This window comes from Mesorhizobium sp. Cs1299R1N1, assembly GCF_037179655.1.
Taxonomy (GTDB): Bacteria; Pseudomonadota; Alphaproteobacteria; order Rhizobiales; family Rhizobiaceae; genus Mesorhizobium; species Mesorhizobium salmacidum.
In genome coordinates, this window is record NZ_JAPYKR010000004.1 from 238272 (window position 1) to 262863 (window position 24592).

At 62.1% G+C, this 24592-nt stretch carries 27 protein-coding genes; 15 read left to right on the forward strand and 12 right to left on the reverse strand.

Annotated features, from left to right (window positions below; genetic code table 11):
* Positions 1–31: 31 nt before the first annotated feature.
* The 3 genes from O7A70_RS11060 to O7A70_RS11070 all read left to right on the forward strand — a co-directional run bounded on the left by O7A70_RS11060 (position 32) and on the right by O7A70_RS11070 (position 1930).
* Complete coding sequence (locus O7A70_RS11060; protein WP_337140409.1) at positions 32–568, forward strand: hypothetical protein; 537 nt, start codon at positions 32–34, stop codon at positions 566–568.
* A 166-nt stretch (positions 569–734) separates the two neighbouring features.
* A complete protein-coding gene (locus O7A70_RS11065) occupies positions 735–1184 on the forward strand; it encodes a hypothetical protein (protein WP_337140410.1) in 450 nt (149 codons plus the stop codon).
* Positions 1185–1300: 116 nt separating this feature from the next.
* Entirely contained in the window at positions 1301–1930 is a 630-nt protein-coding gene (locus O7A70_RS11070; protein WP_337140411.1) for a MarC family protein, read from the forward strand.
* 17 nt (positions 1931–1947) lie between these two features.
* Here the strand turns inward: O7A70_RS11070 and O7A70_RS11075 are convergent, their stop codons facing one another.
* From O7A70_RS11075 to O7A70_RS11085, 3 genes are read right to left on the reverse strand one after another with little or no spacing between them, the layout of a single operon-like run.
* Positions 1948–2373 carry an OsmC family protein gene (locus tag O7A70_RS11075; protein WP_337140412.1) on the reverse strand — a complete coding sequence of 142 codons (426 nt, stop codon included), beginning with the start codon at positions 2371–2373 and terminating at the stop codon, positions 1948–1950.
* A gap of 30 nt (positions 2374–2403) precedes the next feature.
* Positions 2404–2802 (reverse strand): DUF2306 domain-containing protein, encoded by a 399-nt coding sequence (locus O7A70_RS11080; RefSeq protein WP_337140413.1) that lies wholly within the window; start codon positions 2800–2802, stop codon positions 2404–2406.
* Positions 2803–2834: 32 nt separating this feature from the next.
* A complete protein-coding gene (locus tag O7A70_RS11085; RefSeq protein WP_027144945.1) occupies positions 2835–3359 on the reverse strand; it encodes a single-stranded DNA-binding protein in 525 nt (174 codons plus the stop codon).
* A gap of 226 nt (positions 3360–3585) precedes the next feature.
* Between O7A70_RS11085 and O7A70_RS11090 the strand changes: the two genes are divergently transcribed.
* The 10 genes from O7A70_RS11090 (at position 3586) to O7A70_RS11135 (ending at position 12383) form a co-directional block, all read left to right on the forward strand.
* Positions 3586–3900 carry an ArsR/SmtB family transcription factor gene (locus tag O7A70_RS11090; RefSeq protein ID WP_140503724.1) on the forward strand — a complete coding sequence of 105 codons (315 nt, stop codon included), beginning with the start codon at positions 3586–3588 and terminating at the stop codon, positions 3898–3900.
* Positions 3897–4382, forward strand: a complete 486-nt coding sequence (locus tag O7A70_RS11095; protein ID WP_442921176.1) for an SRPBCC family protein — start codon at positions 3897–3899, stop codon at positions 4380–4382. The genes O7A70_RS11090 and O7A70_RS11095 overlap by 4 nt, the downstream gene beginning before the upstream one ends.
* 23 nt (positions 4383–4405) lie before the next feature.
* The gene (locus tag O7A70_RS11100; protein ID WP_027144942.1) at positions 4406–5011 is read left to right on the forward strand and encodes an ATP-dependent Clp protease proteolytic subunit; all 606 of its coding nucleotides are present in this window, start codon (positions 4406–4408) and stop codon (positions 5009–5011) included.
* A gap of 88 nt (positions 5012–5099) precedes the next feature.
* Positions 5100–5399, forward strand: a complete 300-nt coding sequence (locus tag O7A70_RS11105; protein ID WP_337140415.1) for a hypothetical protein — start codon at positions 5100–5102, stop codon at positions 5397–5399.
* 701 nt (positions 5400–6100) lie between these two features.
* Positions 6101–9022, forward strand: coding sequence for an excinuclease ABC subunit UvrA (gene uvrA, locus O7A70_RS11110; RefSeq protein ID WP_337140416.1), 2922 nt, complete (start codon positions 6101–6103; stop codon positions 9020–9022).
* On the forward strand, positions 9022–9432 hold the full coding sequence (locus O7A70_RS11115) for a DUF302 domain-containing protein (protein ID WP_337140417.1): 411 nt from the start codon (positions 9022–9024) through the stop codon (positions 9430–9432). The genes uvrA and O7A70_RS11115 overlap by 1 nt, the downstream gene beginning before the upstream one ends.
* On the forward strand, positions 9429–9893 hold the full coding sequence (locus O7A70_RS11120) for a GNAT family N-acetyltransferase (RefSeq protein WP_337140418.1): 465 nt from the start codon (positions 9429–9431) through the stop codon (positions 9891–9893). The genes O7A70_RS11115 and O7A70_RS11120 overlap by 4 nt, the downstream gene beginning before the upstream one ends.
* A gap of 28 nt (positions 9894–9921) precedes the next feature.
* A complete protein-coding gene (locus O7A70_RS11125) occupies positions 9922–10728 on the forward strand; it encodes a DUF72 domain-containing protein (RefSeq protein ID WP_337140419.1) in 807 nt (268 codons plus the stop codon).
* A 155-nt stretch (positions 10729–10883) separates the two neighbouring features.
* On the forward strand, positions 10884–11117 hold the full coding sequence (locus O7A70_RS11130) for a hypothetical protein (RefSeq protein WP_337140421.1): 234 nt from the start codon (positions 10884–10886) through the stop codon (positions 11115–11117).
* Between the two features lie 117 nt (positions 11118–11234).
* The gene (locus tag O7A70_RS11135; RefSeq protein WP_337140422.1) at positions 11235–12383 is read left to right on the forward strand and encodes a GGDEF domain-containing protein; all 1149 of its coding nucleotides are present in this window, start codon (positions 11235–11237) and stop codon (positions 12381–12383) included.
* Between the two features lie 49 nt (positions 12384–12432).
* On the opposite strand, the gene O7A70_RS11140 is transcribed toward O7A70_RS11135, so the two are convergent.
* The 6 genes from O7A70_RS11140 to urtA all read right to left on the reverse strand — a co-directional run bounded on the left by O7A70_RS11140 (position 12433) and on the right by urtA (position 18630).
* Complete coding sequence (locus tag O7A70_RS11140; RefSeq protein ID WP_084636783.1) at positions 12433–12609, reverse strand: hypothetical protein; 177 nt, start codon at positions 12607–12609, stop codon at positions 12433–12435.
* 261 nt (positions 12610–12870) lie between these two features.
* On the reverse strand, positions 12871–13566 hold the full coding sequence (gene urtE, locus O7A70_RS11145) for an urea ABC transporter ATP-binding subunit UrtE (protein ID WP_140750158.1): 696 nt from the start codon (positions 13564–13566) through the stop codon (positions 12871–12873).
* 69 nt (positions 13567–13635) lie between these two features.
* Complete coding sequence (gene urtD / locus O7A70_RS11150; RefSeq protein WP_027144934.1) at positions 13636–14382, reverse strand: urea ABC transporter ATP-binding protein UrtD; 747 nt, start codon at positions 14380–14382, stop codon at positions 13636–13638.
* A 6-nt stretch (positions 14383–14388) separates the two neighbouring features.
* Positions 14389–15624 carry an urea ABC transporter permease subunit UrtC gene (gene urtC / locus O7A70_RS11155; RefSeq protein WP_337140424.1) on the reverse strand — a complete coding sequence of 412 codons (1236 nt, stop codon included), beginning with the start codon at positions 15622–15624 and terminating at the stop codon, positions 14389–14391.
* Positions 15621–17237, reverse strand: coding sequence for an urea ABC transporter permease subunit UrtB (urtB, locus tag O7A70_RS11160; protein WP_337140425.1), 1617 nt, complete (start codon positions 17235–17237; stop codon positions 15621–15623). Before urtB ends, urtC begins: the two co-directional genes overlap by 4 nt.
* Before the next feature lie 115 nt (positions 17238–17352).
* On the reverse strand, positions 17353–18630 hold the full coding sequence (urtA, locus tag O7A70_RS11165) for an urea ABC transporter substrate-binding protein (RefSeq protein ID WP_245262238.1): 1278 nt from the start codon (positions 18628–18630) through the stop codon (positions 17353–17355).
* A 344-nt stretch (positions 18631–18974) separates the two neighbouring features.
* Here urtA and O7A70_RS11170 point away from each other — a divergent pair, with 344 nt between their 5' ends.
* On the forward strand, positions 18975–19382 hold the full coding sequence (locus O7A70_RS11170; protein WP_337140426.1) for a hypothetical protein: 408 nt from the start codon (positions 18975–18977) through the stop codon (positions 19380–19382).
* An 87-nt stretch (positions 19383–19469) separates the two neighbouring features.
* On the opposite strand, the gene O7A70_RS11175 is transcribed toward O7A70_RS11170, so the two are convergent.
* Together O7A70_RS11175 and cckA are read right to left on the reverse strand one after the other, a co-directional pair.
* Complete coding sequence (locus O7A70_RS11175) at positions 19470–20183, reverse strand: DeoD-type purine-nucleoside phosphorylase (protein WP_337140427.1); 714 nt, start codon at positions 20181–20183, stop codon at positions 19470–19472.
* Positions 20184–20269: 86 nt separating this feature from the next.
* Positions 20270–22846, reverse strand: a complete 2577-nt coding sequence (gene cckA, locus O7A70_RS11180) for a cell cycle histidine kinase CckA (protein ID WP_337140429.1) — start codon at positions 22844–22846, stop codon at positions 20270–20272.
* A gap of 329 nt (positions 22847–23175) precedes the next feature.
* Here cckA and O7A70_RS11185 point away from each other — a divergent pair, with 329 nt between their 5' ends.
* Positions 23176–23913 (forward strand): hypothetical protein, encoded by a 738-nt coding sequence (locus O7A70_RS11185; protein WP_337140430.1) that lies wholly within the window; start codon positions 23176–23178, stop codon positions 23911–23913.
* Positions 23914–24049: 136 nt separating this feature from the next.
* On the opposite strand, the gene dksA is transcribed toward O7A70_RS11185, so the two are convergent.
* Positions 24050–24466, reverse strand: coding sequence for an RNA polymerase-binding protein DksA (dksA, locus tag O7A70_RS11190; protein ID WP_006202025.1), 417 nt, complete (start codon positions 24464–24466; stop codon positions 24050–24052).
* Positions 24467–24592: the final 126 nt, after the last annotated feature.

Here is a 24592-nt window from a genome sequence, read left to right on the forward strand (position 1 = left end):
GGCAGTCTCCTGACAAGAAGAGGCCGCTGCCATGATCGACCAATCCTCATTTGCCGAAGCCTTGCACAGTCCCGGACCGATGGAAGGGCTTGCCGAAAAACTGAACCTTTACGGCCGCTTCGTGGGTGCCTGGACGTTTGACGCCTCGCGCCATCTCGAGGACGGCACGGTGCTGACCGGACGTGGCGAGGTGCATTTCGGCTGGGTTCTGGAAGGCCGCGCCATCCAGGATGTCTGGATCCTGCCCGCGCGTGACGCCGGCCCCTCGCCGTCGCTCGGCAAATGGACGTTCTACGGCACGACATTGCGCCTCTACGATCCCACGGAGGACTCTTGGCACATTTTCTGGAGCGACCCGCGCAACCAGTATTTCAGCCGCCAGCTCGGCCGCGCCGACGGCGACACCATCGTGCAGGTCGGCGCCGATGACACCGGCTCCTCCGTGCGCTGGAGCTTTTCGCGGATCACGGAGAATTCCTTCCGATGGCTTGGCGAGCGCTCGCACGACAAGGGTGCGACATGGCGGCAGGAAGTCGAGTTCCTGGCACGGCGAACGACGACAAGATGAGGCTGTAATACATTGTAAGAATGGAGGAAAACATGTTCGATCATGTCTCGATCGGTGTCCGCGACGCCCAATGTGCCAGATGCGAAAGGGCCTCGTGACTATGGCGATTTCTTCGTTTCTCACTGCTCTCGTATCCGAAGCTCCCACAGCCGAGCGAGCGAAAGACATGGACCTCTATGGATGGCTGATCGGAAGCTGGGAAATGGACACGGTCCGCCACCTTGACGACGGCACGATCCAGAAATGGACCGGAGAATGCCATTTCGGCTGGGTGCTCGAAGGCCGCGCGATTCAGGACATCTGGATCAGGCCCAGGCGCCCTGCGCGGCCCACTATGTATGGCACGACTTTGCGCATCTTCGATCCTGGGATCGGTGGCTGGCACATCATCTGGAATGATCCGCTCAACCAAGATTACTCGCGCCAGATCGGGCGGGCCGAGGGTAAGGACATTGTCCAGATCGGCGATGACTCGCGCGGTCTGCAAACTCGATGGTGTTTCACCGAGATCACTGCCAACAGCTTCCATTGGATCGGCGAGGAAAGACCTTCCGAGAGCGACCCTTGGCAAATCACCTATGAACATTTAGCCCACCGGACAAAGCGCGTCGCCTGAATCCGTTTCGACGTGCGCCATACCGCATCGAAGTCTCCGGCCCTCCGACAGTTCCCACCGACCGGGCTTTGCTCTACCAATGCGGGTACGGGCCTGGCCCGGTGTGAGGGTCAGCGATGCCGAGTTTCGACAGCCTGTTCAATGCCTTCGTCACCATTCTCGTGACCATCGATCCGCCCGGCCTGGCGCCGCTGTTCCTGGCCGTCACACGCGGCATGAACCGCGAGGAGCGCAGCCAAGTTTCCGTCCGCGCCTCGATCATCGGTTTTCTGGTGATGGCGCTGTTTGCGCTGGCCGGCGCCTCTATCCTGTCGGTGTTCGGCATCACCCTGCCGGCGTTCCGCGTCGCCGGCGGGTTCCTGCTGTTCTTCATCGCCTTCGAAATGGTCTTCGAGCGCCGGCAGGATCGCAAGGAGAAGATCGGCGACGTCGCCATCACCAAGGACATGATCCACAACATCGCCGCCTTCCCGCTGGCGATCCCACTGATCGCCGGCCCCGGCGCGATTTCAGCGACGGTGCTGCTCTCCGGCTCGTTTCAGGGCTTTGCCGCGCAGGCGGCCCTGGTCGGCATCATTTTCATCTGCCTCGTCATAACCTACCTGGTGTTCGTGCTGTCGGAACGCATCGACCGCATCCTCGGCCAGACCGGCCGCTCGATCCTGACCCGCCTGCTCGGCGTCATCCTGGCGGCGCTGGCGGTACAGTTCGTCGCCGATGGCATCAAGGCGCTGATGGCCGGCTGAGCGGTATAACGCTCATCCTACTTCGCCGCCGTATCGACGATCTCGAAATCATGCGTAAGCGTGGCCGTCTTGGCCATCATGGCGGAAGCCGAGCAGTATTTGTCGATGGAAAGATCGATCGCGCGCTTGACCTTGTCGCGCGACAGCGCCCGGCCCTTGACGATGAAATGCATATGGATGCGAGTGAACACCTTCGGGTCGGTCTCGGCCCGGTCGGCGTCGAGTTCGACCACGCAGTCCTCGACCGCCTCGCGGCCTTTTTCGAGGATATGGACGACATCATAGGCCGAGCAGCCGCCGGTGCCGATCAAAACCAGCTCCATCGGGCTCGGTCCCGGCGTCTTGCCTTCCGGGCTGGACGCCGTGCCCAGCACGACCTTATGGCCGCTGCCGGATTCGCCGACAAAGGTGCGTTCCTCGACCCATTTGATACGTGCTTTCACGTTGATCTTCCTTGCGAGATTTCTGCCGCCCTACTGGCCGAACACGACGGCGTGCATGATCCGCCCGGGCAGCAGGGTGAAAATGCCGGCGCCGATCAGCGCGAACAGATAAAGCTTGATCATGGCGCCGCGATGCGCGGCCACCTTATGCGTGTGCGCATACCATGCCGCCAGCGGCACGGTGACCAGCACCAGGATCGACAACAGATGGATCGGGCTGAACGGACCGATGATCCGTATCTGCTGGATCCAGAAGCTCGATATGGCGATAACCAGCATCAGCGCCATCCAGGCGTAACCCAGCACGCGGTGACGCGTGGTGCCTTTCGGCAGCGCAAGCTGGGCGCCGCCGACGGCGAGCGCGGCAAAGGCCGCGAATGCATGCCATGGAATGGGAGGAGGCGCCGACAGAAGCGGTCCGAGCGACATCGCGTCGTCCTCAAACGATCATTGCGAGAAGCTTAGAACGGGATCTCGTCGTCCAGCTCGCGCGACGAGCCACCGCCACCGCCCCCTTTGGAACCGCCACCGCCGCCACGGCTAAAACCTTCGTTCGGGCTCGACTGGCCGAAATCCGAGCCACGGCTGCTGCCGCCACCGCTGTAGCCGCCGACCTGACCGCCCTCACCCTGGCCGCGCGCGTCGAGCATCTGCAGTTCGCCACGGAATTTCTGCAGCACGACTTCGGTCGTGTATTTGTCGGCACCGGTCTGGTCCTGCCATTTGCGCGTCTGCAACTGGCCCTCGACATAGACCTTCATGCCCTTCTTCAGATATTGCTCGGCCACCTTGGCGATGCCCTCATTGAAGATGACGACGTTATGCCACTCGGTCTTTTCCTTGCGCTCGCCGGAATTCTTGTCGCGCCAGCTTTCCGATGTGGCGATGCGGATGTTGACGACCGGCTCGCCCGAATTCAGGCGGCGGATTTCAGGGTCCGCGCCGAGATTGCCGACCAGAATGACCTTATTGACGCTACCCGCCATGTTATTTCTCCGCGCTCATCCGAAACAAATTTTTGTCGCAGCACCTTACAGGCTACCGACGTCGGCCGCCTGCAAAGGCTGGCTTTTCCCACAAGGTTTTTGTTCCCTTTTCGTTCCTATATGCACCGCCGCTGATTGTCAAGGAATGGCAGCAATGCCCGAACGAAACATATGGGTCTCAAAACACCGCTTGCCAAATCGATAAGTATCGACTTATGCTTTTGTCATGATCGAAGCAGAGATTTTCCGCGCCCTGGCCGACCCGACGCGCCGCGCCGTCTTCGAGCGTCTCGCGGCGAGCGAGATGAGCGTGTCGGAACTGCGCAGCGGCCTCACGGTGTCGCAGCCGGCCGTGTCCCAGCATCTGGCGGTGTTGCGCGGCGCTGGCCTGGTGGTCGAGCGGCGGGCCGGCCGCAACGCCTATTATCGCGCCGATCCGCAGGGGCTTGCCCCGCTGCTCTCCTGGATTGAACGCTATCGGACGTTCTGGCCGGAACGCATCGAAAAACTGAAGGCCGTTTTGAAGGACATGGATCAATGAAAGACGGTGGATCAATGAAAGACGCAAATCACCTCCAGGTCGCTTCAGCTGCGCTCGAATTCGAATACGACCTTGCCGAGCCGCCGGAAAAGGTTTGGCGGGCGCTGACCGTGCCGGAATTGCTCGCCGCCTGGATGATGCCGAACGACATCAGGCCGCGGACCGGCAGCCGCTTTGCCTTCGCCGGGCCTGAGGCGCCGATCGAATGCGAGATCCTCGACGCCGAGCCCGAGCGCCTGCTGCGCTATTCCTGGCGGGAGCAGTCCGACGATGCGGCGCACCCGCTCGACAGCACCGTCACCTTCACACTCGCCCGTACCATTTCCGGCGGCACGCATCTGCGCATCGTCCATGACGGCTTTGCCCGCAAGGCGATGCCCGCTGTTGCGATGGCGGGGGCCGGCTGCCGGCTTTCGCTGCTCGGGGCCGGAACGCCTATCGCCGCGAACACACCACGCCTTCTGCTGCCGCGCGTGGCCTGAACACGGAAAATCGGAGAAGAGAAATGAGTGGTGTTGCCAGCCTTGTGCCGATGGTGATTGAGCAATCGAGCCGCGGCGAACGTGCCTTCGACATTTTTTCGCGGCTGCTGCGCGAGCGCATCGTCTTCATCAACGGCGAGATCAACGACGACGTCTCGGCGCTGGTCTGCGCGCAGCTTTTGTCGCTGGAATCGGACAATCCCGAGAAGGAGATCTCGCTCTACATCAACTCGCCCGGCGGCATGGTGACCAGCGGCTTCGCCATCTACGACACGATGCAATATATCAGCTGCCCGGTCTCGACCGTGTGCATGGGCTTTGCCGCATCGATGGGATCGTTCCTGCTGATGGCAGGCACGGCCGGGCGCCGCATCGCGCTGCCGAACGCCACCATCCTGCTGCATCAGCCGCTGGGCGGCTTCCAGGGCCAGGCTTCCGACATCCAGCGGCACGCCGAACGCATCGGCCAGACCAAGCGCCATATGACCGAACTCTACGCCCAGCATTGCGGCCGCAGCTATGAAGAGGTCGAACGCACGCTCGACCGCGACCATTTCATGACGGCCCGCGAGGCCCAGGCATGGGGCATTGTCGACCATGTTTTCGACACCCGCAAGAAAGCGGCGTAGGACCAGGGTCAGATTAGATCCTGCTGCTTGTCGAAGATTTGACGATGCCGGTCTGGTTCCGCTGGCGGTAGGTCCCTATAAAAGGGGAATGATTGACACTCATCGATCCAGAACATCGCACCGTGTCAAAGCCGCCACGGTGCTCGCCATCGTCGGCCTTGCGTCCAGTTCGGCACTTGCCGACGATGCTTCGTCGTCAGCGCAAAAAAGCGTCCTGCCAGGCGTAGCCGGCGACTATCGCATCGCCAAGCCGGCCCCGGTGCCCGAACCCGACGACGCGTTCCCCAGCAGCGGCAATGGGCAGTTCAAGATCGGCAATACGGATGTCAGGATTTCCGGCAGCATCACGGTCGATGTCGGAGTTGGCGGGATCAAGCCGCCCAGGTAGGCAGGGGTCGGGGCCTGCGAACTCAAGCCCTCGCCCAAAAAAACAGCCCCGCCGTGCCTTGGGCAAACGGACGGGGCCTTTTTTGGATTTTTAATCCATGCTTGCCGGGAGTGTACTGCCGGCGTTTGATTTCGGATGCTTCGCGGCATTCAGCCGACGATCCGACCAATAGTCTCTGATTTTGAGAGATACGGCAGGTCACGGTTTGTCGGGTGGCGCAAACGCCTGCCTCTGGCACTTATGCCTGCCGCGGCTCCAGTGATAACTGAAGCCCTGGGGGACTATCCGGTGGCGTCATGCTCCGCTCCTGTGTCCGTTGCGACATTGTCGTGGCGAAGCGCAAATCGCAAATGCCTGCGGCGTCTCGCAGGCCGCCTTGGGGCGGCGAGGCCATCGAAAGACGGCCGGCTTCGCTGACTTGCGAAGACTGCTCCCGTGAGTTGGCCGCGTCAACCATCAATAGCCGGTTACGGAAAAATGTGATCACCGGGAGGTTACGTCCAGGTCAATTTCCGCACAGTTTTGTCAGGAGCATGTTCGGCCTTTGTTCTTTCCGCTTGCCCCTTCGCGCGAAAGACGGTTAAACGACTTCTGTCGGGAATTGTGGCGTCTCTCGACGTGGCGGCAAAAAGACCTACATAGGGGATGGCTGGGAAAACCCGCCAATCCCACGAATTCCAGATCTGAGGCGGCGACCGGCGATGGCCGACCATAAATTCCTTTCCATTCGCGGGGCGCGCGAACACAATCTGAAGAACGTCGATCTCGACCTGCCGCGTGACAGCCTGATCGTCATGACCGGCCTGTCGGGTTCCGGCAAATCGTCGCTGGCCTTCGACACCATCTATGCCGAAGGCCAGCGCCGCTATGTCGAGAGCCTCTCGGCCTATGCACGGCAATTCCTCGAAATGATGCAAAAGCCCGACGTCGACCAGATCGACGGCCTGTCGCCGGCCATCTCCATCGAGCAGAAGACCACGTCGAAGAACCCGCGCTCGACGGTCGGCACCGTCACCGAAATCTACGACTATATGCGGCTTCTGTTTGCCCGTGTCGGCGTGCCCTATTCGCCGGCCACCGGCCTCCCGATCGAGAGCCAGACGGTCAGCCAGATGATCGACCGGGTACTGGCGGTCGAGGAAGGCACGCGCCTGTTCCTGCTGGCGCCCATCGTGCGCGGCCGCAAGGGCGAGTACCGCAAGGAACTGCTGGAGTTGCAGAAGAAAGGGTTCCAGCGCGTCAAGGTCGACGGCGTCTTCTATGAAATCGCCGACGTTCCAGCGCTGGACAAGAAATACAAGCACGACATCGACGTTGTCGTCGACCGCATCGTCGTGCGCGGCGACCTTGCCACGCGTCTCGCCGACTCCATCGAGACGGCGCTGAAGCTGGCCGAAGGGCTGGCGGTGGCCGAGTTCGCCGACAAGCCGCTCGACGCCAGCCAGACCGGCGAGGATTCGGTCAACAAGTCGAAGAACGAGACGCATGAGCGCATCCTGTTCTCGGAAAAGTTCGCTTGCCCGGTGTCCGGCTTCACCATTCCGGAAATCGAGCCCAGGCTGTTCTCCTTCAACAACCCGTTCGGCGCCTGCCCGACCTGTGACGGTCTCGGCAGCCAGCGCGCCATCGACCCCAACCTCGTGGTACCCGACGAGAACGTGTCGCTGCGCGACGGCGCCGTCAGCCCGTGGGCGAAATCGACCTCGCCCTACTACTCGCAGACGCTCGAGGCATTGGGCAAGGCGTACGACTTCAAGCTCGGCGACAAGTTCAAGGATCTTTCCGCGCAAGCCCAGGAGGCGATCCTGCGCGGCACCGGCGAGCGAGAGATCACCTTCCAGTATGATGACGGCCTGCGCTCCTACAAGACCACCAAGACCTTCGAAGGCGTCATCCCCAATCTCGAGCGGCGTTGGAAAGAGACCGAATCCGCCTGGATGCGCGAAGAAATCGAGCGCTTCATGTCGGCGACGCCCTGCCCGGTCTGCAAGGGCTACCGGCTGAAGCCGGAAGCGTTGGCGGTGAAGATCGCCGGCAAGCACATTGGCGAGGTGACGGAACAGTCGATCCGCAACGCCGACAAGTGGTTCACCGACCTGCCGGCGCAGCTCAACGACAAGCAGAACGAGATCGCTGTCCGTGTCTTGAAGGAAATCCGCGAACGCCTGCGCTTCCTCAACGATGTCGGGCTCGATTATCTCACTTTGTCGCGCAATTCCGGCACGCTGTCGGGCGGCGAAAGCCAACGCATCCGGCTGGCCTCGCAGATCGGCTCTGGGCTGACCGGCGTGCTCTATGTGCTGGACGAGCCGTCGATCGGCCTGCACCAGCGCGACAACACGCGCCTGCTCGACACGCTCAAGCATCTGCGCGACATCGGCAACACGGTGATCGTCGTCGAGCATGACGAGGACGCCATCCTGCATGCCGACTATGTCGTCGATATGGGCCCCGCCGCTGGCATCCATGGCGGCGAGATCATCGCCCAGGGCACGCCGCAGCAGGTGATGGCCAACCCCAATTCGATCACCGGCAAATATCTGTCGGGCGCACTTGAAGTGGCAACGCCTGGCGTGCGCCGCGAAGCCAAGAAGAACCGGCGGCTGAAGATCGTCGGCGCGCGCGGCAATAATCTGAAGAATGTCACCGCCGAGATCCCGCTCGGCACCTTCACCGCCGTCACCGGCGTGTCGGGCGGCGGCAAGTCGACCTTCCTGATCGAGACGCTGTTCAAGGCGGCCTCGCGTCGTATCATGGGCTCGCGCGAGCATCCGGCCGAGCATGACCGCATCGAGGGGCTGGAATTCCTCGACAAGGTCATCGACATAGACCAGTCGCCGATTGGGCGGACCCCGCGTTCGAACCCCGCCACCTACACCGGCGCCTTCACGCCGATCCGCGACTGGTTCGCGGGTCTCCCCGAAGCGAAGGCGCGCGGCTATCAGCCGGGACGTTTCTCCTTCAACGTCAAGGGCGGCCGCTGCGAGGCCTGCCAGGGCGACGGTGTCATCAAGATCGAGATGCACTTTTTGCCCGACGTCTACGTCACCTGCGACGTCTGCCACGGCAAACGCTACAACAGAGAGACGCTCGACGTCCTGTTCAAGGGCAAGTCGATCGCGGACGTGCTCGACATGACTGTCGAGGAAGGCGTCGACTTCTTCGCCGCGGTGCCTGGCGTGCGCGACAAGCTGGAGACGCTGAAGCAGGTTGGGCTGGGTTACATCCACATCGGCCAGCAGGCGACGACGCTGTCCGGCGGCGAGGCGCAGCGCATCAAGCTGGCCAAGGAACTGTCGCGCAAGGCAACCGGCAAGACGCTCTACATCCTCGATGAGCCGACCACCGGCCTGCACTTCCACGACGTCGCCAAATTGTTGGAAGTGCTGCACGAACTGGTCGACCAAGGCAACACCGTGGTCGTCATCGAGCACAATCTCGAAGTGATAAAAACCGCCGACTGGGTGCTCGACCTCGGGCCCGAAGGCGGTGATGGCGGCGGCGAACTGGTCGCCTCCGGCACTCCGGAAGCCATCGTGCGCGAGAAGCGCAGCTACACCGGCCAGTTCCTCAAGGAGCTTCTGGAGCGGCGCCCTGGAGGCAAGCGCGAAGCGGCGGAGTGATGACAGCGGATGGTCTCATCACGGTACAGAGCCGCTTTGGCGTGACCGAAACCATCGACCGCCTGGCTGAGGTGGTCAAGCGCGCGGGACTGCTTGTGTTGGCGCGCATCGATCACCAGGCCGGCGCGCGCGATGTCGGCACCGCGCTGCGGCCGACGGAGCTTCTGATTTTCGGCAACCCGAAGGGCGGCACACCGCTGATGCAGGACCGGCAGCTTGCCGGCATCGACCTGCCGGTGAAGGCGCTGGCCTGGGAGGACGAGCACGGCAAGGTCTGGCTTTCCTACAATGACGCCCATTGGATCGCCGAACGCCACGATCTGCGTGACGCCAGCCGTGATGCCGTCGCTGCAATTGCCGCTGGCATGGAAAAGGTGATAGCGGCCGCTGCCGGAATGGATCAATCATGAGGCTCGCTGGCCCAGAAGATCTCGCCGCGATCGTGGCGCTGACGCAAGCTGCCTATGCTCCCTACAACGCCATACTCGACGCGCCACCGATCCCCGTTACCGAGGATTATGCGCCGCGTATCGAGCGCGGCGAGGTCTGGCTACTTGAGAGCGGCAATGATCCCGCCGGGCTTATTGTCCTTGAACGACACGAAGACCACGCCATGATCTTCAGCGTCGCCGTCTCCCCTGCTTTTCAGGGCCAAAAACTCGGCATAGCACTGCTCAATCACGCGGATGAACAGGCGCGTCTGTGGGGTTTGCCGGAGGTGCGGCTCTACACCAACGCCAAGATGGAACGGAACATCGCGCTCTACGCCGCCTATGGCTACCGTGAAACGGGTCGCCGGCCCAATCCCTATCGGCCAGGGTGGATACTGGTCGACATGGCCAAACCCATCGACAGGCCCACCGCGGTCTGATCGCTTTTAGAAATCCGGGAGGACGACAATGAGCACATCGGGAACAATCCGCGCCGGCATGGGCGGCTGGACCTTCGAACCCTGGGACACGTCCTTCTATCCCGAAAAGCTGTCGAAGGCGAAGCAACTGCAATATGCCACCCGGCAGGTGCCGAGCATCGAGGTCAACGGCACCTATTATTCGAGCTTCAAGGAGCCGACCTTCGTCAAATGGGCCAACGAGGCGCCGGACGGTTTCGTCTATTCGCTGAAAGGCAACCGCTTCGTCACCAACAGGCGCGTGCTGGGCGAAGCCGGTGAATCGATGATGCGTTTCCTGGCTTCCGGCGTTGCCGCGCTCGGCGACAAGCTCGGGCCGATCCTGTGGCAGTTCGCGCCGACCAAGAAGTTCGATCCGGACGATTTCGAAGCGTTTCTGAAGCTGCTGCCGGAAAAGCAGGACGGCGTCACGCTGCGCCACGCGCTCGAAGTCCGCAACGATAGCTTCATTGTGCCGGAATTCGCCGCGCTCGCGCGCAAATACAAGGCAGCGATCGTCTATGCCGACCATGCCAAATATCCTGACATCGCCGATATCACCGGCGATTTCGTCTATGCGCGGCTGCAGACCGGCAGCGACGATAATCCCGATTGCTACACGCCAGAGGGCCTCGACGAATGGGCAGCGCGGGCAAAGATTTGGGCGGAAGGCAAGCAGCCGGCCGATCTGCGGCGCGCCGACCCCGCCACCGACGCCCCGGTTCAGCCGCGCGACGTGTTCGCCTACTTTATCACCGAGGGCAAGGTGCGTGCGCCGTTCGGGGCGATGGCGCTGATGAGGCGTGTGACCGACTAAAATAGCAAGCTTGCACCGCGGCCATGTCTTTTGTCGAGGCTTCGACGTCGGGTGTTGCTGCGTGTTCGGAACCCGCGGGGCATCTTGACCGTTTTGCCTATCTAGCCGAGAGCCGGTTTGCATGGCGCCCGGGCGTTGGGCAAAAGCGAGGAGAGATGGCGATCATCCTCATTGGAGCGTTGCTGACCATAGCCGGCCTTGTGTACATGGCGGGTGCAGCCATCAGGCGCGGCCAGTTGAGCGGCGGCTCGGCGCCTGCGGGCTCGACAGGTCCGACGCTTGAGCCACCCCGGCGTGGCCTTCGTTTCCTAGGCCTCTCGCAAGATTGGCCGGGCTTGCTGATGATGGGGGTCGGCATCCTCATGCTGTTGTCGGTGGCAATTCTCTGACACGGAGAAATCCTGGCATTCTCGGCCCGTCGTAACTTTATTGACACTTCCTTGCCGCATGAATGCGCCGACGCCAGGCCGCAGAGCTGGAACCGCCGCCGGCAGGGAAAGAGGGGCATGTCGCTCGACTACACTTCACTCCTGCTGGCCGTCGGGTTCTCTGCCGCTTGCCTCAGCCTGACATTGTTCGGCATGTGGCTGACCGCCCGCTCGGAAAAATTCCTGCTGACATGGGCGATCAGCCTGGTGTTCGTGGTCGGGGATATTTTCATCTATGACGCCTATATCGACATGCCCGGGCGTCTGCTCGGCATTGCCACTTCAGCGTTCCTGCTGATCGGCTTTTCGGCCATGCTGGGTGCTGCCTATCAGTTCCGAACCGGCGGCTCGCCGTTGCCGCGGGCGCTGTGGGGTTGCGTTTCGTTGGCGATTGCGTTGCCTCCCATGGCTTTGGGCTATGATGGCCTCGGCTTCATGTTCGAGAACATGTTCGCCGCCTTGCTGCTGTTCGCCACGGCATTCGAATATTGGCGAGGCCGCGATGAGGCACCCGCCCTGACGATCGGCATCACCGCGCTCTATTCGGCCACGGCCACATCCTTCGCGCTCTGCGCCATGGTTCTTGCCTGGGATGGCAAACTGGTTCTGGGGCACGCACCAAGCAACTGGGCCGAGGAGCTCAGCCTCATCGTGGTTATCGCCAGCATGACAGGTATCGGCGCGCTTTCGCTTGCCCTTAACCAGGGGCGCCTGGCGAGGTACCACCACCGCAACGCCCTGACCGATCCCTTGACCGGCCTGCTCAACCGGCGCGCTCTGTTCGACATGCACGGCGACGTCCCGGTCGGTGCCTTTACCGCGGTGGTCGTCTTCGACCTCGACAACTTCAAGGCCATCAACGACGAATTCGGTCACGCGGCGGGCGATGAGGTGCTGAGGGTGTTCGCCAGGGAACTCGCAGGCAATCTTCGCCAGACCGACGTTGCCGCGCGCATGGGCGGCGAAGAATTCGCACTGGTGCTGAAACGCACTCTGCCGGAAACGGTCGAGCAATCGGCAGAGCGAATCCGGGCCGTATTCGCGACGCGGCTGATAGAAACCGAAAGCGGTTTGCTCAGCTGCACGGTCAGCGCCGGGTTTGCCTTTGGCAGCAAGGAAGGGCTCAGCTTCGACAAGGTGCTCAACGCCGCCGACAAGGCGCTCTACGATGCCAAGCGCGGAGGCCGCAACCGCGTGACCGCCTCTCCCTTCCGACGCGTGAGCTGATCACGCGTATCATGGCGAGGCTGTGATTGTTGGATAGCGAAGGCTGCCCTTAGGCCGCCATGACGATTTCATTGAAGGCATCGAGGTCGACATAGAAGACCTTGGTGATCTCCTCGATCAGATCGTCGTAATCGCAGCCCTGTGACCTCAGGATGTTGATGGCGGCGATGATGTCGACGCGTTCGGTAAGCCGCCGCTTCTGGTAGTCCTCGACGTAACGTTCCATGGCTGTCCCTTAGCCTGTGTGCCCAAACGCGTTTGAACGACAATCAGATCGGGAAGCTAGGAAGCCTTGCTTGCGTGGAACTTGCAGAACCTTCGCCGCGCCTCGATCTGCGATACCAGACTGATACGGAAGCGGCCGACTCACAAAGCCTAGAAAAGACTAGCATGCGATATTGCGTGTGCCAGAGACGCAGATGATGGACGGAAGAAATATTGGACTTGCCAAGGACTTCAAATCTTCAAATGAAGATCAGCACCGATTCTAGACCGTAAGGAATTTGCGAACATCAGCCCGGTCCAAATCTTCCGCTGGGCCGGTGTGGACGATCTGGCCGCGGTCCATGATGTTGACCTCGTCGGCGAGTTCTCGGCAGAAGTCCAGATACTGTTCGACCAGAAGCACCGCGATGCCGGCCTGGTCGCGCAGGTAGCGTATGGCGCGGCCGATATCCTTGATAACAGAGGGCTGGATGCCTTCGGTCGGCTCGTCGAGCACTAGCAGCTTCGGCCGCATCACCAGCGCCCTGCCGATGGCCAACTGCTGCTGTTGACCGCCGGAAAGATCGCCGCCACGACGGCCAAGCATCTGCTTCAGCACCGGAAACAGCTCGAAGACGTGCGCCGGCACGTTGCGGTCGGCGCGCCTCAAGGGCGCGAAACCGGATTCGAGATTTTCCCGCACGCTGAGCAGCGGAAAGATCTCCCTGCCCTGCGGCACGAATGCGATGCCCGACCGGGCGCGGTCATACGCCGCGCTCCGGTCGAGCGCCTTCCCCTCGAAGGCAACGCTTCCGCTCGTCAGCCGGTGATGGCCGACGATCGATCTCATCAAACTTGTCTTACCGACGCCGTTGCGGCCGAGCACGCAGGTGATCTTGCCCGCACCCGCCTTCAGCGACACGCCGCGCAGCGCCTGGGCGGCGCCGTAATGGAGCGTGGCATTGGAAACCTCGAGCATGTCAGCGCCTTCTCCAGAAGCGAAGAAACGACATGTCGAAGTGATGGAATTGCACCCGCCAGACCATGTTCATCTCCCCAGATAGACTTCGACGACGCGCTCGTCGGCCGAGACGAAATCGAGCGTCCCTTCCGAGAGCACCGAGCCTTCATGCAGGCAGGTGACCTTCACGCCGAGTTCACGGACGAAATGCATGTCGTGCTCGACGACAATGACCGAGTGGTCACGGGCGATATCCCTGAGCAGCCGTGCGGTTTCCTCGGTTTCGGCATCGGTCATGCCGGCGACCGGCTCGTCGACCAGAAGCAGTTTCGGGTCTTGCGCCAGTAGCATTCCGATCTCGAGCCACTGCTTCTGGCCGTGGCTGAGATTGGCGGCGAGCTCGCGGCGCTTGTCGCCTAACCGAATGATGCCAAGGATGTCATCGATCTGCCGCGCCTCGGCGGCCGATTGGCGGTGGAACAGCGCCGGGAAGATCGAACGCGGCCCCTTCAGCGCCAGCATCAGGTTTTCTTCGATCGTGTGGCTTTCGAAGACGGTCGGCTTCTGGAATTTGCGGCCGATGCCCATCATGGCGATCTCGGCTTCGTCATGCCTGGTGAGGTCCACCTGACCGTCGAAGAACACTTCGCCTTCATCCGGCCTCGTCTTGCCGGTGACGATGTCCATCATCGTCGTCTTTCCGGCGCCGTTGGGGCCGATGATGGCGCGCATCTCGCCCTTGTCGAGCACCAGTGACAGATTGTTGATGGCGCGAAAGCCGTCGAAGGACACCGAGACGCCGTCGAGATAGAGGATGGTGTTGGATTTGCTCATGGTCGCTTACTCCGCCGCCTGCGGTTCGGGGTCGGACCAGGACCATTCGCCCGGATTTCGCGCCGGCGAGCGAGCGGGCTTCGACGTCGCGGACGCGATCCCAACCTCGGTGCCGGCTTCTTCAGCGAGGGAAGCCGCGCGCAACGCCCTGGCATTGCCGCGCCAACTGTCCCACATGCCGATTATGCCCTTGGGCAAGAGCAAGGTGACGGCGACGAACAGGCCGCCGAGCGCGAACAGCCAGAATTCCGGCAGCACGCCGGTGAACCAGGATTTCCCGGCATTGACCAGCAGCGCGCCGATGATCGGCCCGACAATTGTGCCGCGCCCGCCGACGGCTGCCCAGATTACGACCTCGATCGAATTGGACGGCTCGAACTCGCCGGGATTGATGATGCCTACCTGCGGCACATAGAGCGCGCCGGCAATGCCGGCCATGACGGCCGAGACGGTGAAGGCAAACAGTTTTACGTTCTCCGCCCGCCAGCCGAGGAAGCGCGTGCGGCTTTCAGCGTCGCGCACGGCAATCAGGAGCTTGCCGTATTTGGAGCCGACGATCGCCCAGGTGATGAAGACGGCGAGTGCGAGCATGATGGCGCTGGCCGCGAACAGTGCCGAACGGGTCGCATCGGCTTGCACGTTGAAGCCGAGAATATCCTTGAAATCGGTCAGGCCGTTGTTGCCGCCGAAACCCATATCATTGCGGAAGAAGGCGAGCAGCAGCGCATAGGTCATCGCCTGAGTGATGATCGAGAGGTAGACGCCGGTGACACGGCTTCGGAAAGCGAACCAACCGAAGATGAAGGCAAGCAGACCGGGCACTGCCAGGACCATGAGGCCGGCGAACCAGAAATGGTCGAAGCCGGTCCAGAACCAGGGCAGTTCCTTGTAGTTCAGGAACACCATGAAATCGGGCAGGATCGGATTGCCGTAGACGCCGCGCGAGCCGATCTGACGCATCAGATACATCCCCATCGCATAGCCGCCGAGCGCGAAGAAGGCGCCGTGGCCGAGCGAAAGGATGCCGCAATAGCCCCAGACCAGGTCGAGCGAGAGCGCCAGCAGCGCGTAGCAGAGATATTTGCCGGTCAGTGCTACGATGTAGGGCGGCACGTAGAAGGCGCTGGTCGGCGAAACAGCCAGATTGAGCAGCGGCACGATAACGGCCACCGCCAGCAGGACGAAAATAGTGATGGCGATACGGCGGTCGGCACCCGCGGCGAAGAAGCGTCCTGACATCATGCTTCCACCGCCCTGCCCTTGAGCGCGAACAGGCCGCGCGGGCGCTTCTGGATGAACAGGATGATCAGCACCAGCACGACAATCTTGCCGAGCACGGCGCCGGCATAAGGCTCGAGAACCTTGTTGACGATGCCGAGCGAAAAGGCGCCGACCAGCGTGCCCCAAAGATTGCCGACACCGCCGAAGACGACGACCATGAAGCTGTCGATGATGTAGCCGCGGCCGAGATTGGGCGAGACGTTGTCGATCTGGCTGAGCGCGACGCCGGCAATGCCGGCAATTCCCGATCCTAGCGCGAAAGTCAGCGCGTCGACCCAGGGCGTCCTGATTCCCATCGAGGCGGCCATGCGCCGGTTGGCGGTGACGGCGCGCATCTGCAGGCCCCAGGGCGTGCGCTTCATCACGTAGAGCAACATGCCGAACACCGTGAGCGCGAACACCAGAATCCACAGACGGTTCCAGGTGATGGCCAGTTGCCCGATGTCGAAGGAGCCGGACATCCAGGACGGATTGCCGACCTCCTGGTTGGTCGGCCCGAAGATCGAGCGCACCGCCTGCTGCAGGATAAGCGAGACGCCCCAGGTCGCCAGCAGCGTCTCCAGCGGCCGGCCGTAGAGGAAGCGGATCACCCCGCGCTCGATGATGAGACCGACGAACGCCGCGACCAGGAAGGCAAGCGGCAGCGCGATCACCAGCGACCAGTCGAACAATCCGGGAAAGGATGTCCGGATCACCTGCTGGACGACGAAGGTCGTGTAGGCGCCAAGCATCACCATCTCGCCATGCGCCATGTTGATGACACCCATGACACCGAAGGTGATGGCAAGCCCGATCGCCGCCAGCAGCAGGACCGAACCCAGCGAAATCCCGTACCAGATGTTCTGGCCGGCATCCCACAAGGCCAGCGTCGAATTGATGCTGGCGATCGCCGCCGTCGCCGCGTCCTTGACCGCGCCCGACGCACTGGCTTCGACCGAGGTGAGCAGCGAAACCGCATCGCGGTCACCACGCGTTCCGATCAAGGCGACCGCGGCGAGTTTGTCGGCCTCAGGCCTATCGGAGACAAGCACCGAGGCCGCACGAGCCTGTTCGAGCAGGGCCTTGACGCCGGCCACGGTCTCTTTGGCCATCGCCGTGTCGAGTGGCTCTATGTTCGAGGCATCGGGTGTTTTGAACATGGTGTCGGCCGCGGCCAGTCGTGCGGCCGGATCCTTGGCGCCAAGCGTCAACGTGCCCAGCGCGTCGCGGATGACGCGGCGCAGCGTGTTGTTGACCTTGATCTTGGTGACGTCGTCCTTGGCAGCCTCGCCTGATGCTTCGCTGCCGAGCGGGTCGAAAAGCTGGACGCTTTCGCCGGCTTCCTTGCCGACGAAAACCAGCGAATCGGCCTTGCGGATATAGAGGTTGCCGTCGGCGAGTGCCGAGAGCGGCCTTTCGACCGTTGGATCGCCTGTGGCGGTTAGTTCATGCACCACTGCTCCGATGTCCGAAAAACCCTTGGCGGTAGCGAACTTGGCGATGGTGGCGCGCAGATCGGCTTCGCCTGCCCCCGACGACGAGAGCGTCGCCAGCAGGAACAACAGCGTCAGGCCAATCGTGCGGATCAAGGTCATCGGCTTCTGTGGACCCTTGGAGGCGTGAAATTAGGCGTCCGGACTGTGGAGGAAACTGCCCGGACGCGCGGTCTTGGGATGGACCTGAAGGCCCAGCCCGGTAGACCTGGGAGGATCAGTTTGTGCCCTTGCCGCCGCACTTGCCCGTGGCAACGTTGAAGTTGCCGCAGGACAGAGGCTTGCGCCAATCGGAGATCAGGTCCTTGGAGTCCGGCAGGTAGTCCGACCACTCGTCGCCCATCACCAGGCCCGGTGTGCGCGAAACCGTTTCGAACTGGCCGTCGGCCTGGATTTCGCCGATCAGCACCGGCTTGGTGATGTGGTGGTTCGGCATCATCGTCGCATAGCCGCCGGTCAGGTTGGGCACCGAAACGCCGACCATGGCATCGATCACCTTGTCCGGATCGGTGGTGCCGGCCTTCTCGACCGCCTTCACCCACATGTTGAAGCCGATATAATGGGCTTCCATCGGGTCGTTGGTGGTGCGCTTGTCGTTCTTGATGAACTTGTGCCAGTCGGCGATGAACTTCTTGTTCTCGGGCGTATCGATGCTCTCGAAGTAGTTCCAGGCGGCGAGATGGCCGACCAGGGGTGCGGTGTCGAGACCGGCCAGCTCTTCCTCGCCGACCGAGAAGGCCATGACCGGGATGTCCTCGGCCTTGATGCCCTGGTTACCGAGTTCCTTGTAGAATGGCACGTTGGCGTCGCCATTGACGGTCGACACAACGGCCGTCTTCTTGCCGGCCGAGCCGAACTTCTTGATCGCCGAAACCTCGGTCTGCCAGTCGGCGAAGCCGAACGGCGTATAGTTGACCATGATGTCTTCGGCAGCGACGCCCTTCGACTTCAGGTAGGCTTCAAGGATCTTGTTGGTGGTGCGTGGATAGACGTAGTCGGTTCCTTCGAGCACCCAGCGCTTCACCGAGCCTCCATCCTCGCTCATCAAGTAGTCGACAGCTGGAATCGCCTGCTGGTTCGGCGCGGCACCCGTGTAGAACACGTTGCGTTCGCTCTCCTCGCCCTCATACTGGACGGGATAGAACAGGATATTGTCCAGTTCCGAGAACACTGGCAGCACCGATTTGCGCGACACCGAGGTCCAGCAGCCAAACACCGCCGCGACCTTGTCCTTCGAGATGAGCTCGCGCGCCTTTTCGGCGAAGAGGGGCCAGTTGGATGCCGGATCGACCACGACAGCTTCGAGCTTCTTGCCGAGCAGGCCGCCCTTGGCGTTCTGCTCGTCGATGAGCATCAGCATGGCGTCCTTCAGCGTCGTTTCCGAGATTGCCATCGTGCCCGACAGCGAATGGAGAATGCCGACCTTGATCGTGTCGTCGGCAGCCCTGGCCGGAGCGGCCATCAGACCGGCGGCAACCACGCTCGCCGAGAACATTTTTATTATTGTCGAGAAATTACCCCACATTACGGAAGACTCCCAAGCTGGTTGATTGCACCGCGACAATGCAATGCAACCCCCATGCCAACCGCTGACGGTATGCCGAAAATAGGAAAATATCACAACATTATCAGATGGTTGTTATATTAGAATGAACAGATAGAAGAGAACCGGTTAAAAATTGATTGAGGGAAAATTGCGCAGTGTAGAGCGCGTTTGCCTAATTTTAGCCCATTTTCTCCAAATGCCTATATTTTGGCCGTAGCACACGCGTCGTGGGCAACAAATGTTGCGGCGCGGCGCAAAAATAGGGCAAGCTTGTCGTTCAAGCGGACGGCATCATGACATCAGGCATCTCACGCATATTCATCGGCATATTGTCTCTGGCGGCGGCAACCGGAGCGGCGCGGGCCGACTTCAGCGATGGCAAGATGCCCGATGGCACCTATCACTGCGAAGTCTACCTGCTCGGCCTGTTCCTCAATCTCGGCGACATCACCATCAAGGGAAATGTCTACACGGGTCCTGTCACCTTCGGTGCCGCCAAACAGGCTTACAATTACCAGATGGACGCAAACGGTGTGATCACGTGGCTGGGCCCGCTGGGCGGCTACACCACTGGCGGCAACGCGCTCTCGATGACCCAGGCAACGCTCGACGGCCAGAGCCCGCCCTCCTTCGACATCATCATGAAGCAGCCCGATGGCGCCTTCACAGCCTCGACCTGCACCCGGGGAGGCAACCAGTAGGCCCTCGCCGCCATTGGGGCCCCAGCGGTCTGCACGTCTTCGCGGCCACCGGCCATCCATGGCGGAGGTGCTGAAGCGCGAGGCCGCCTAGCGCCCTTGCGTGGCAATTTCGAGCGCCAGGCGGCTCATGTCGGTGAAAAGCTCCTGGCGTTCGGAATAGTCGGCCTGTTCGCCTGTGACAAGATTGTCGACGACGGTCAGCAGCGACAATGCCCTCGCGCCGAAATGCGCCGAGATGCGATAGAGAGCGCTGGTTTCCATGTCTACGGCAAGCGCTCCGAGCGCCTTTGCATCGGCATAGCGGGCGGGCGCTTCAGGATGGTAGAAAATGTCGGTGCAGGCTGTCAGGCCGGCGTGGTGGTCGATGCCGAGTTCGGTTGCCTTGGCCAATGCGCAGGCGAGCAGCGCTGGGTCCGGGCCGACATCAGCTTCGTAAAGACCAAAGACCCTACCGCTCTCGGCGTCTTCAGGCCGTGCCGATTGCGAGATCACAAGGCTGCGCAGCTTTGCCTCGGCGCTCAGGGTACCGCAGGTACCGGTACGGATCAGTGTTCGGGCACCATAATAGTCAAGCAATTCATGCGCATAGATCAGGAACGACGAAACACCGATACCCGTCGCCTGAATGCTGACGGGCTTGCCGCGAAACAGGCCGGTAAAACCAAGCGCGCCGCGTCGATGATTGACGCAGCGCGGCGCGTCCAGGAAAGTCTGCGCCATCCACTCCGCGCGCTGCGGGTCGCCCGGCAACAAAACCGTGTCGGCGTAGTCGCCCTTGCCTGCCTCGATGTGTGGCGTCAACAGCTGCTCCCCCAAGCCCGCCTGCCATATTGTCAATAATCATGGCGTTGTTACGGCGTTGCGCAAGGGCGCGGCATCAGAAATACCTAGGATTCAAGCATATCCTTCACGATCGTGGCCAGTTGCTTGAGCGAGAACGGCTTTGGCAGGAAGCCGAAATGCGCCTCCGCCGGCAGGTTCCTGGCGAATGCGTCCTCGGCATAGCCGGAGACGAAGACGAACTTGATGTCCGGCTGGCGTTTGCGCAATTCACCGAGCAGCGTCGGCCCGTCCATTTCCGGCATCACCACGTCGGAAACGACGATGTCGACCTTGCCGCCGAGCGCTTCGAACACTTCCAGCGCCTCGACGCCCGAGGACGCCTCGTGAACGGTGTAGCCGCGCGAGGTCAGTGCCCGCATGCCACCCATGCGCACCGCGTCCTCGTCCTCGACCAGCAGCACCGTGGCCGACCCGGACAGGTCCTTGGCATTGTCGACCGGTTTGGCCGGTGCCGTGGCCGGCGCTTCGCCGGGTTCGGCTGCGTTTTTCGCTTCAGCGATGTGACGTGGCAGGAAGATGCGGAAAGTCGACCCCTTGCCGAGTTCGGAATCACAGAAAATGAAGCCGCCGGTCTGCTTGATGATGCCGTAGACCATGGACAGGCCAAGGCCCGTGCCCTTGCCGACCTCCTTGGTGGTGAAGAACGGCTCGAAGATCTTCTTCAGCACGTCGGGCGCGATGCCGCTGCCGGTATCCTGGACTTCGACCACCACATAGTCGGCCGCGGTGAGTTCGCGATAGGCAAAGGTCTTGCACTCCTCGGCGGTCACGTTGCGGGTGCGCACCGTGAGATCGCCGCCGGCCGGCATCGCGTCGCGCGCGTTGACCGCCAGGTTAACCACCACTTGCTCGAACTGGCCGATATCGACCTTGACCGGCCACAGGTCGCGGCCGTGGTCGACCTTGAGCTTGATGTCGTTGCCGACCAGCCGGGCAAGCAGCATCCTAAGATCGGCGAGTACGTCGGTGAGGTTCAGCACTTCCGGCCGCAGCGTCTGCTTGCGCGAGAAGGCCAGCAACTGTCTCACCAGGGAGGCCGCGCGATTGGCGTTCTGCTTGATGTTCATGATGTCCGGGAAGGACGGATCCGACGGCCGGTGATTGGTCAACAGCAGGTCCGACGCCATGATGATGGCGGTCAGCACATTGTTGAAGTCGTGTGCGATGCCACCGGCGAGCTGGCCGACGGCCTGCATCTTCTGGCTTTGCGCCATCTGCCCTTCGAGCGCCTTCTGCTCGGTCGTCTCGACGGCGTAGACGATGGCCGATTCCTCGGCTCCTTCGCCGCCGGTGCCGTCGGCGACGGCGTTGACGTAGAAACGGATGTGCCGCTCTTCATTGCCGGGCAGCACGGTGTCGATCGGTTCGATGTCGGCCTGTCGCTGCCGGGCTTTCTCGAACGCGGCAGCGAAGGCCGGCCGGTCGCGGTCATGGATCACCGTGTCGAGCCGCACGCGGCGATCCACGGCATCGCGGTCGACGACCGAGGAAAACAACGACAGGAATGGTGCGTTGGTGCGCAGGATGCGCCCGCTGGCATCGACACCGGCGATCGCCATCGGTGTCGAATTGAAGAAGCGGGTGAAGCGCACTTCCGAAGCGCGCAGATCGGCCGAGGCATCCTCGCCTTGCGTGCGGTTGAGCACGATGGTGCGTGTTGGGCCGCCGACGCCCTCCCGGCTGGCCGAAACGCGATGCATGAAGCGTACCGGCAGCGCCTCGCCGGTCATCGTCGTCAAGTCGAGATCGATGACCGCATTGCGCGTCGTGCCGGGATCCGCCTTGACGGAGCGCACCAGCGCCATGCCGTCGCCGGCAACGATATCTGGCAAGGTGACGGCGCCGGGCGTGAAGCTGGCAAGGTCGATGCCCAGCCATCCGGCGAGCGTGGCGTTGATGTAGGTGACGCGGCCGTCCTGGTCGGCCGAAAAGAAACCGGCCGGTGCGTGGTCGAGGTGATCGATGGCCTTCTGCAGATCGAGGAAGAAACGCTCCTGCTCGGCCCGCTCCTGCGAAATATCGGCAAGCTGCCAGGCCAGCATCGGCAGCCGCTGGCCCGGAACGCTGAACGTGCGGGCGCGTGCCCGGTACCAGCGGGCGCCCGGTTCAGCGCCGGGCCGGATCGATTGCGCGAGCCGGAACTCGCCGTCGCCCGGCTGCCCGTCACGCAGGCCGGACGCCAGCCGGTAGATGGTCACCGAGGCTTCGGGGATATCGGAGAGCAATCCTTCGACCGTCTTCAGGTCCGCGGCCGAGGAGGCCCCGGTCATATCGGCATAGGCCCGGTTGGCGTAGACGACGCGGCCCTTGGTGTCCGTGACCAGCAGGCCCTGTGACATCGAGTCGACGAAAGCTTTGGACAGTTCGTCGCCCGTCGAGCGCGGTGTGATCTGTACGAAGCCGATCGCGGTCGCGAACAGAAAGCCGACGCCGATCATCGCCAGCACGCCGAGCATGCCGAGCAGAAAGGGATCGCCGAGGCGCTCCCGGAAAAGGCCGAAGACGATTGCCGCTCCCGTCAGAACGACGATGAAGATGATAAGCCGGGTGACCGCGCCCGGTCGCGTATTCTGGTCGACGATCGGTACCGGATAGAAATCGCCGCGCGCTTCCTTGGCCATATGCCCCCTGCTCGTGAAGTCCGATGTTCCGACACCCGCCCCTAATGCATGTCGCCCAAAAGTGACTTCGGTTTCGGGAAAACGACATGCATGAAAAACAAGGGCCTAAAGCGCGTCGCATGAATCCGCTTCAGCGCGACGCGCATTAGCCGGTTGAATCACATTCTCCTAGTCCGGAAAAGGCCCGGGCGGCAAATGTCAGATAAAAATGATGTCGGCCGGCCTTCCCTGTGTTTCAAGCTGTTCACGATGCGTGAAAGGCAACTTGCGGTGGCCAGTCGCAACGGTCTAGTGTCGCGTCACTTTCCAAAACCGATCAGGGGAAACCAATGCAGTGGCTGGATAGCGTGGCGGGTCCCGGTTATGCGGCGGCACTCCTGTGGACCTTCGCGGCGCTGATCCTGCTGGTCATCGTTCTCATCATCGTCAGGCTCGTGCGCAACCTGACCTTCGGCACGTTTGTCGCTGGGGGCCGAAACCGCAAGACGCGGCTCGCTGTCATGGACGCCACCGCCGTCGACAGCCATCGCCGACTGGTGCTGGTGCGACGCGACGACATCGAACATCTGCTCCTGATCGGCGGCCCGACCGACGTTGTTGTCGAACGCGACATCCGCCTCGCCGCGCCGCGTCGTCCTGCGTTGACCGGAGATGGCGGCCTGCAGCCTGTCCCGGCGGCCGCGAAGCCGCGGCCGCCGCAGCCCGCTCCCGCGCCTCCCAGACAAGCCCCTGCTCCGCAGCCTGTGGCAGGACCCGCCCGCCAGCGCCCCGCAGCGCCGCCACCGGCCCCGGCTCCTGCACCGAAACCAGCGGCGCAACCCTATCAGTCGACCAATGTCACGCCGCTGCCCGCCTATGGCTCCGCCAACGCCAATGCCGTCAGGCACGCGCCACCGCCGCCGCCGAGGCAGGACAGCATCGACGACACGCTGATGAAGGAACTCGAAGTTTCGCTGGACCAGCCCCAGTCCGGCGGGCCGGCCGACAAACCGGCAGCCAAGGCACCGCCGTCGCTCGACGATGAAATGACCAGGCTTTTGGGCGAACTCTCGAGCCAGAAGAGATGATTTGCGCCCGGGCCGCCTGCCAGTGAATTGAACCAGTCGACGTTCAAGCGCGCTTGGCCCGTTGAAGTGCGCGCCGACATCGAACAAAAATGGCCGGAGAACCGGCCATTTTGGCAATCAATGCAGAGGCGATCTATCAGTCGTCGCGATAGACTTTTTCACGGCGCTCATGCCGCTCCTGCGCTTCGATCGACAAGGTAGCGATCGGGCGCGCGTCGAGCCGCTTCAACGCGATCGGCTCACCGGTCTCCTCGCAATAGCCATAAGTGCCTTCGTCGATGCGCTGCAGCGCCGAATCGATCTTTGAGATGAGCTTCCGCTGACGGTCGCGGGCCCTGAGCTCGATGGCGCGGTCGGTTTCCGAAGAGGCGCGGTCGGCGAGGTCGGGATGGTTGGCGTTTTCCTGCTGCAGGATTTCGAGTGTTTCGCGCGCTTCGCGCAAGATATCATTTTTCCAGGTGACGAGCTTTAGGCGGAAGTAGGATTTCTGCCGTTCGTTCATGAACGGCTCGTCTTCGGAGGGTACGTAATCGGCAGTAACGATGTCGTTCATTCGACTCACCCAAACAGCCCCAAATTTGGCGCCTATATATTCGCCGCCAGACGCCTGCACAAGCGCAATCAGCCACCGACTCACGCAAATGTTTAAGTGTGTCTCCGGCCTTCGCCGGAGCGGGAT

Excerpts from the sequence above, each read along its gene's own strand:
- O7A70_RS11170 (WP_337140426.1), top strand. The coding sequence starts at position 18,975 with ATGACATCAGGCATCTCACGCATATTCATCGGCATATTGTCTCTGGCG.
- O7A70_RS11080 (WP_337140413.1), bottom strand. The coding sequence starts at position 2,802 with ATGTCGCTCGGACCGCTTCTGTCGGCGCCTCCTCCCATTCCATGGCAT.
- O7A70_RS11115 (WP_337140417.1), top strand. The coding sequence starts at position 9,022 with ATGACAGCGGATGGTCTCATCACGGTACAGAGCCGCTTTGGCGTGACC.
- O7A70_RS11085 (WP_027144945.1), bottom strand. The coding sequence starts at position 3,359 with ATGGCGGGTAGCGTCAATAAGGTCATTCTGGTCGGCAATCTCGGCGCG.
- uvrA (WP_337140416.1), top strand. The coding sequence starts at position 6,101 with ATGGCCGACCATAAATTCCTTTCCATTCGCGGGGCGCGCGAACACAAT.
- urtD (WP_027144934.1), bottom strand. The coding sequence starts at position 14,382 with ATGAGCAAATCCAACACCATCCTCTATCTCGACGGCGTCTCGGTGTCC.
- O7A70_RS11130 (WP_337140421.1), top strand. The coding sequence starts at position 10,884 with ATGGCGATCATCCTCATTGGAGCGTTGCTGACCATAGCCGGCCTTGTG.
- O7A70_RS11060 (WP_337140409.1), top strand. The coding sequence starts at position 32 with ATGATCGACCAATCCTCATTTGCCGAAGCCTTGCACAGTCCCGGACCG.
- O7A70_RS11135 (WP_337140422.1), top strand. The coding sequence starts at position 11,235 with ATGTCGCTCGACTACACTTCACTCCTGCTGGCCGTCGGGTTCTCTGCC.
- O7A70_RS11120 (WP_337140418.1), top strand. The coding sequence starts at position 9,429 with ATGAGGCTCGCTGGCCCAGAAGATCTCGCCGCGATCGTGGCGCTGACG.
- O7A70_RS11140 (WP_084636783.1), bottom strand. The coding sequence starts at position 12,609 with ATGGAACGTTACGTCGAGGACTACCAGAAGCGGCGGCTTACCGAACGC.
- O7A70_RS11185 (WP_337140430.1), top strand. The coding sequence starts at position 23,176 with ATGCAGTGGCTGGATAGCGTGGCGGGTCCCGGTTATGCGGCGGCACTC.
- O7A70_RS11095 (WP_442921176.1), top strand. The coding sequence starts at position 3,897 with ATGAAAGACGGTGGATCAATGAAAGACGCAAATCACCTCCAGGTCGCT.
- O7A70_RS11065 (WP_337140410.1), top strand. The coding sequence starts at position 735 with ATGGACCTCTATGGATGGCTGATCGGAAGCTGGGAAATGGACACGGTC.
- dksA (WP_006202025.1), bottom strand. The coding sequence starts at position 24,466 with ATGAACGACATCGTTACTGCCGATTACGTACCCTCCGAAGACGAGCCG.
- urtB (WP_337140425.1), bottom strand. The coding sequence starts at position 17,237 with ATGACCTTGATCCGCACGATTGGCCTGACGCTGTTGTTCCTGCTGGCG.
- O7A70_RS11090 (WP_140503724.1), top strand. The coding sequence starts at position 3,586 with ATGATCGAAGCAGAGATTTTCCGCGCCCTGGCCGACCCGACGCGCCGC.
- O7A70_RS11070 (WP_337140411.1), top strand. The coding sequence starts at position 1,301 with ATGCCGAGTTTCGACAGCCTGTTCAATGCCTTCGTCACCATTCTCGTG.
- O7A70_RS11105 (WP_337140415.1), top strand. The coding sequence starts at position 5,100 with ATGATTGACACTCATCGATCCAGAACATCGCACCGTGTCAAAGCCGCC.
- urtA (WP_245262238.1), bottom strand. The coding sequence starts at position 18,630 with ATGTTCTCGGCGAGCGTGGTTGCCGCCGGTCTGATGGCCGCTCCGGCC.
- urtC (WP_337140424.1), bottom strand. The coding sequence starts at position 15,624 with ATGATGTCAGGACGCTTCTTCGCCGCGGGTGCCGACCGCCGTATCGCC.
- O7A70_RS11125 (WP_337140419.1), top strand. The coding sequence starts at position 9,922 with ATGAGCACATCGGGAACAATCCGCGCCGGCATGGGCGGCTGGACCTTC.
- O7A70_RS11100 (WP_027144942.1), top strand. The coding sequence starts at position 4,406 with ATGAGTGGTGTTGCCAGCCTTGTGCCGATGGTGATTGAGCAATCGAGC.
- urtE (WP_140750158.1), bottom strand. The coding sequence starts at position 13,566 with ATGCTCGAGGTTTCCAATGCCACGCTCCATTACGGCGCCGCCCAGGCG.
- cckA (WP_337140429.1), bottom strand. The coding sequence starts at position 22,846 with ATGGCCAAGGAAGCGCGCGGCGATTTCTATCCGGTACCGATCGTCGAC.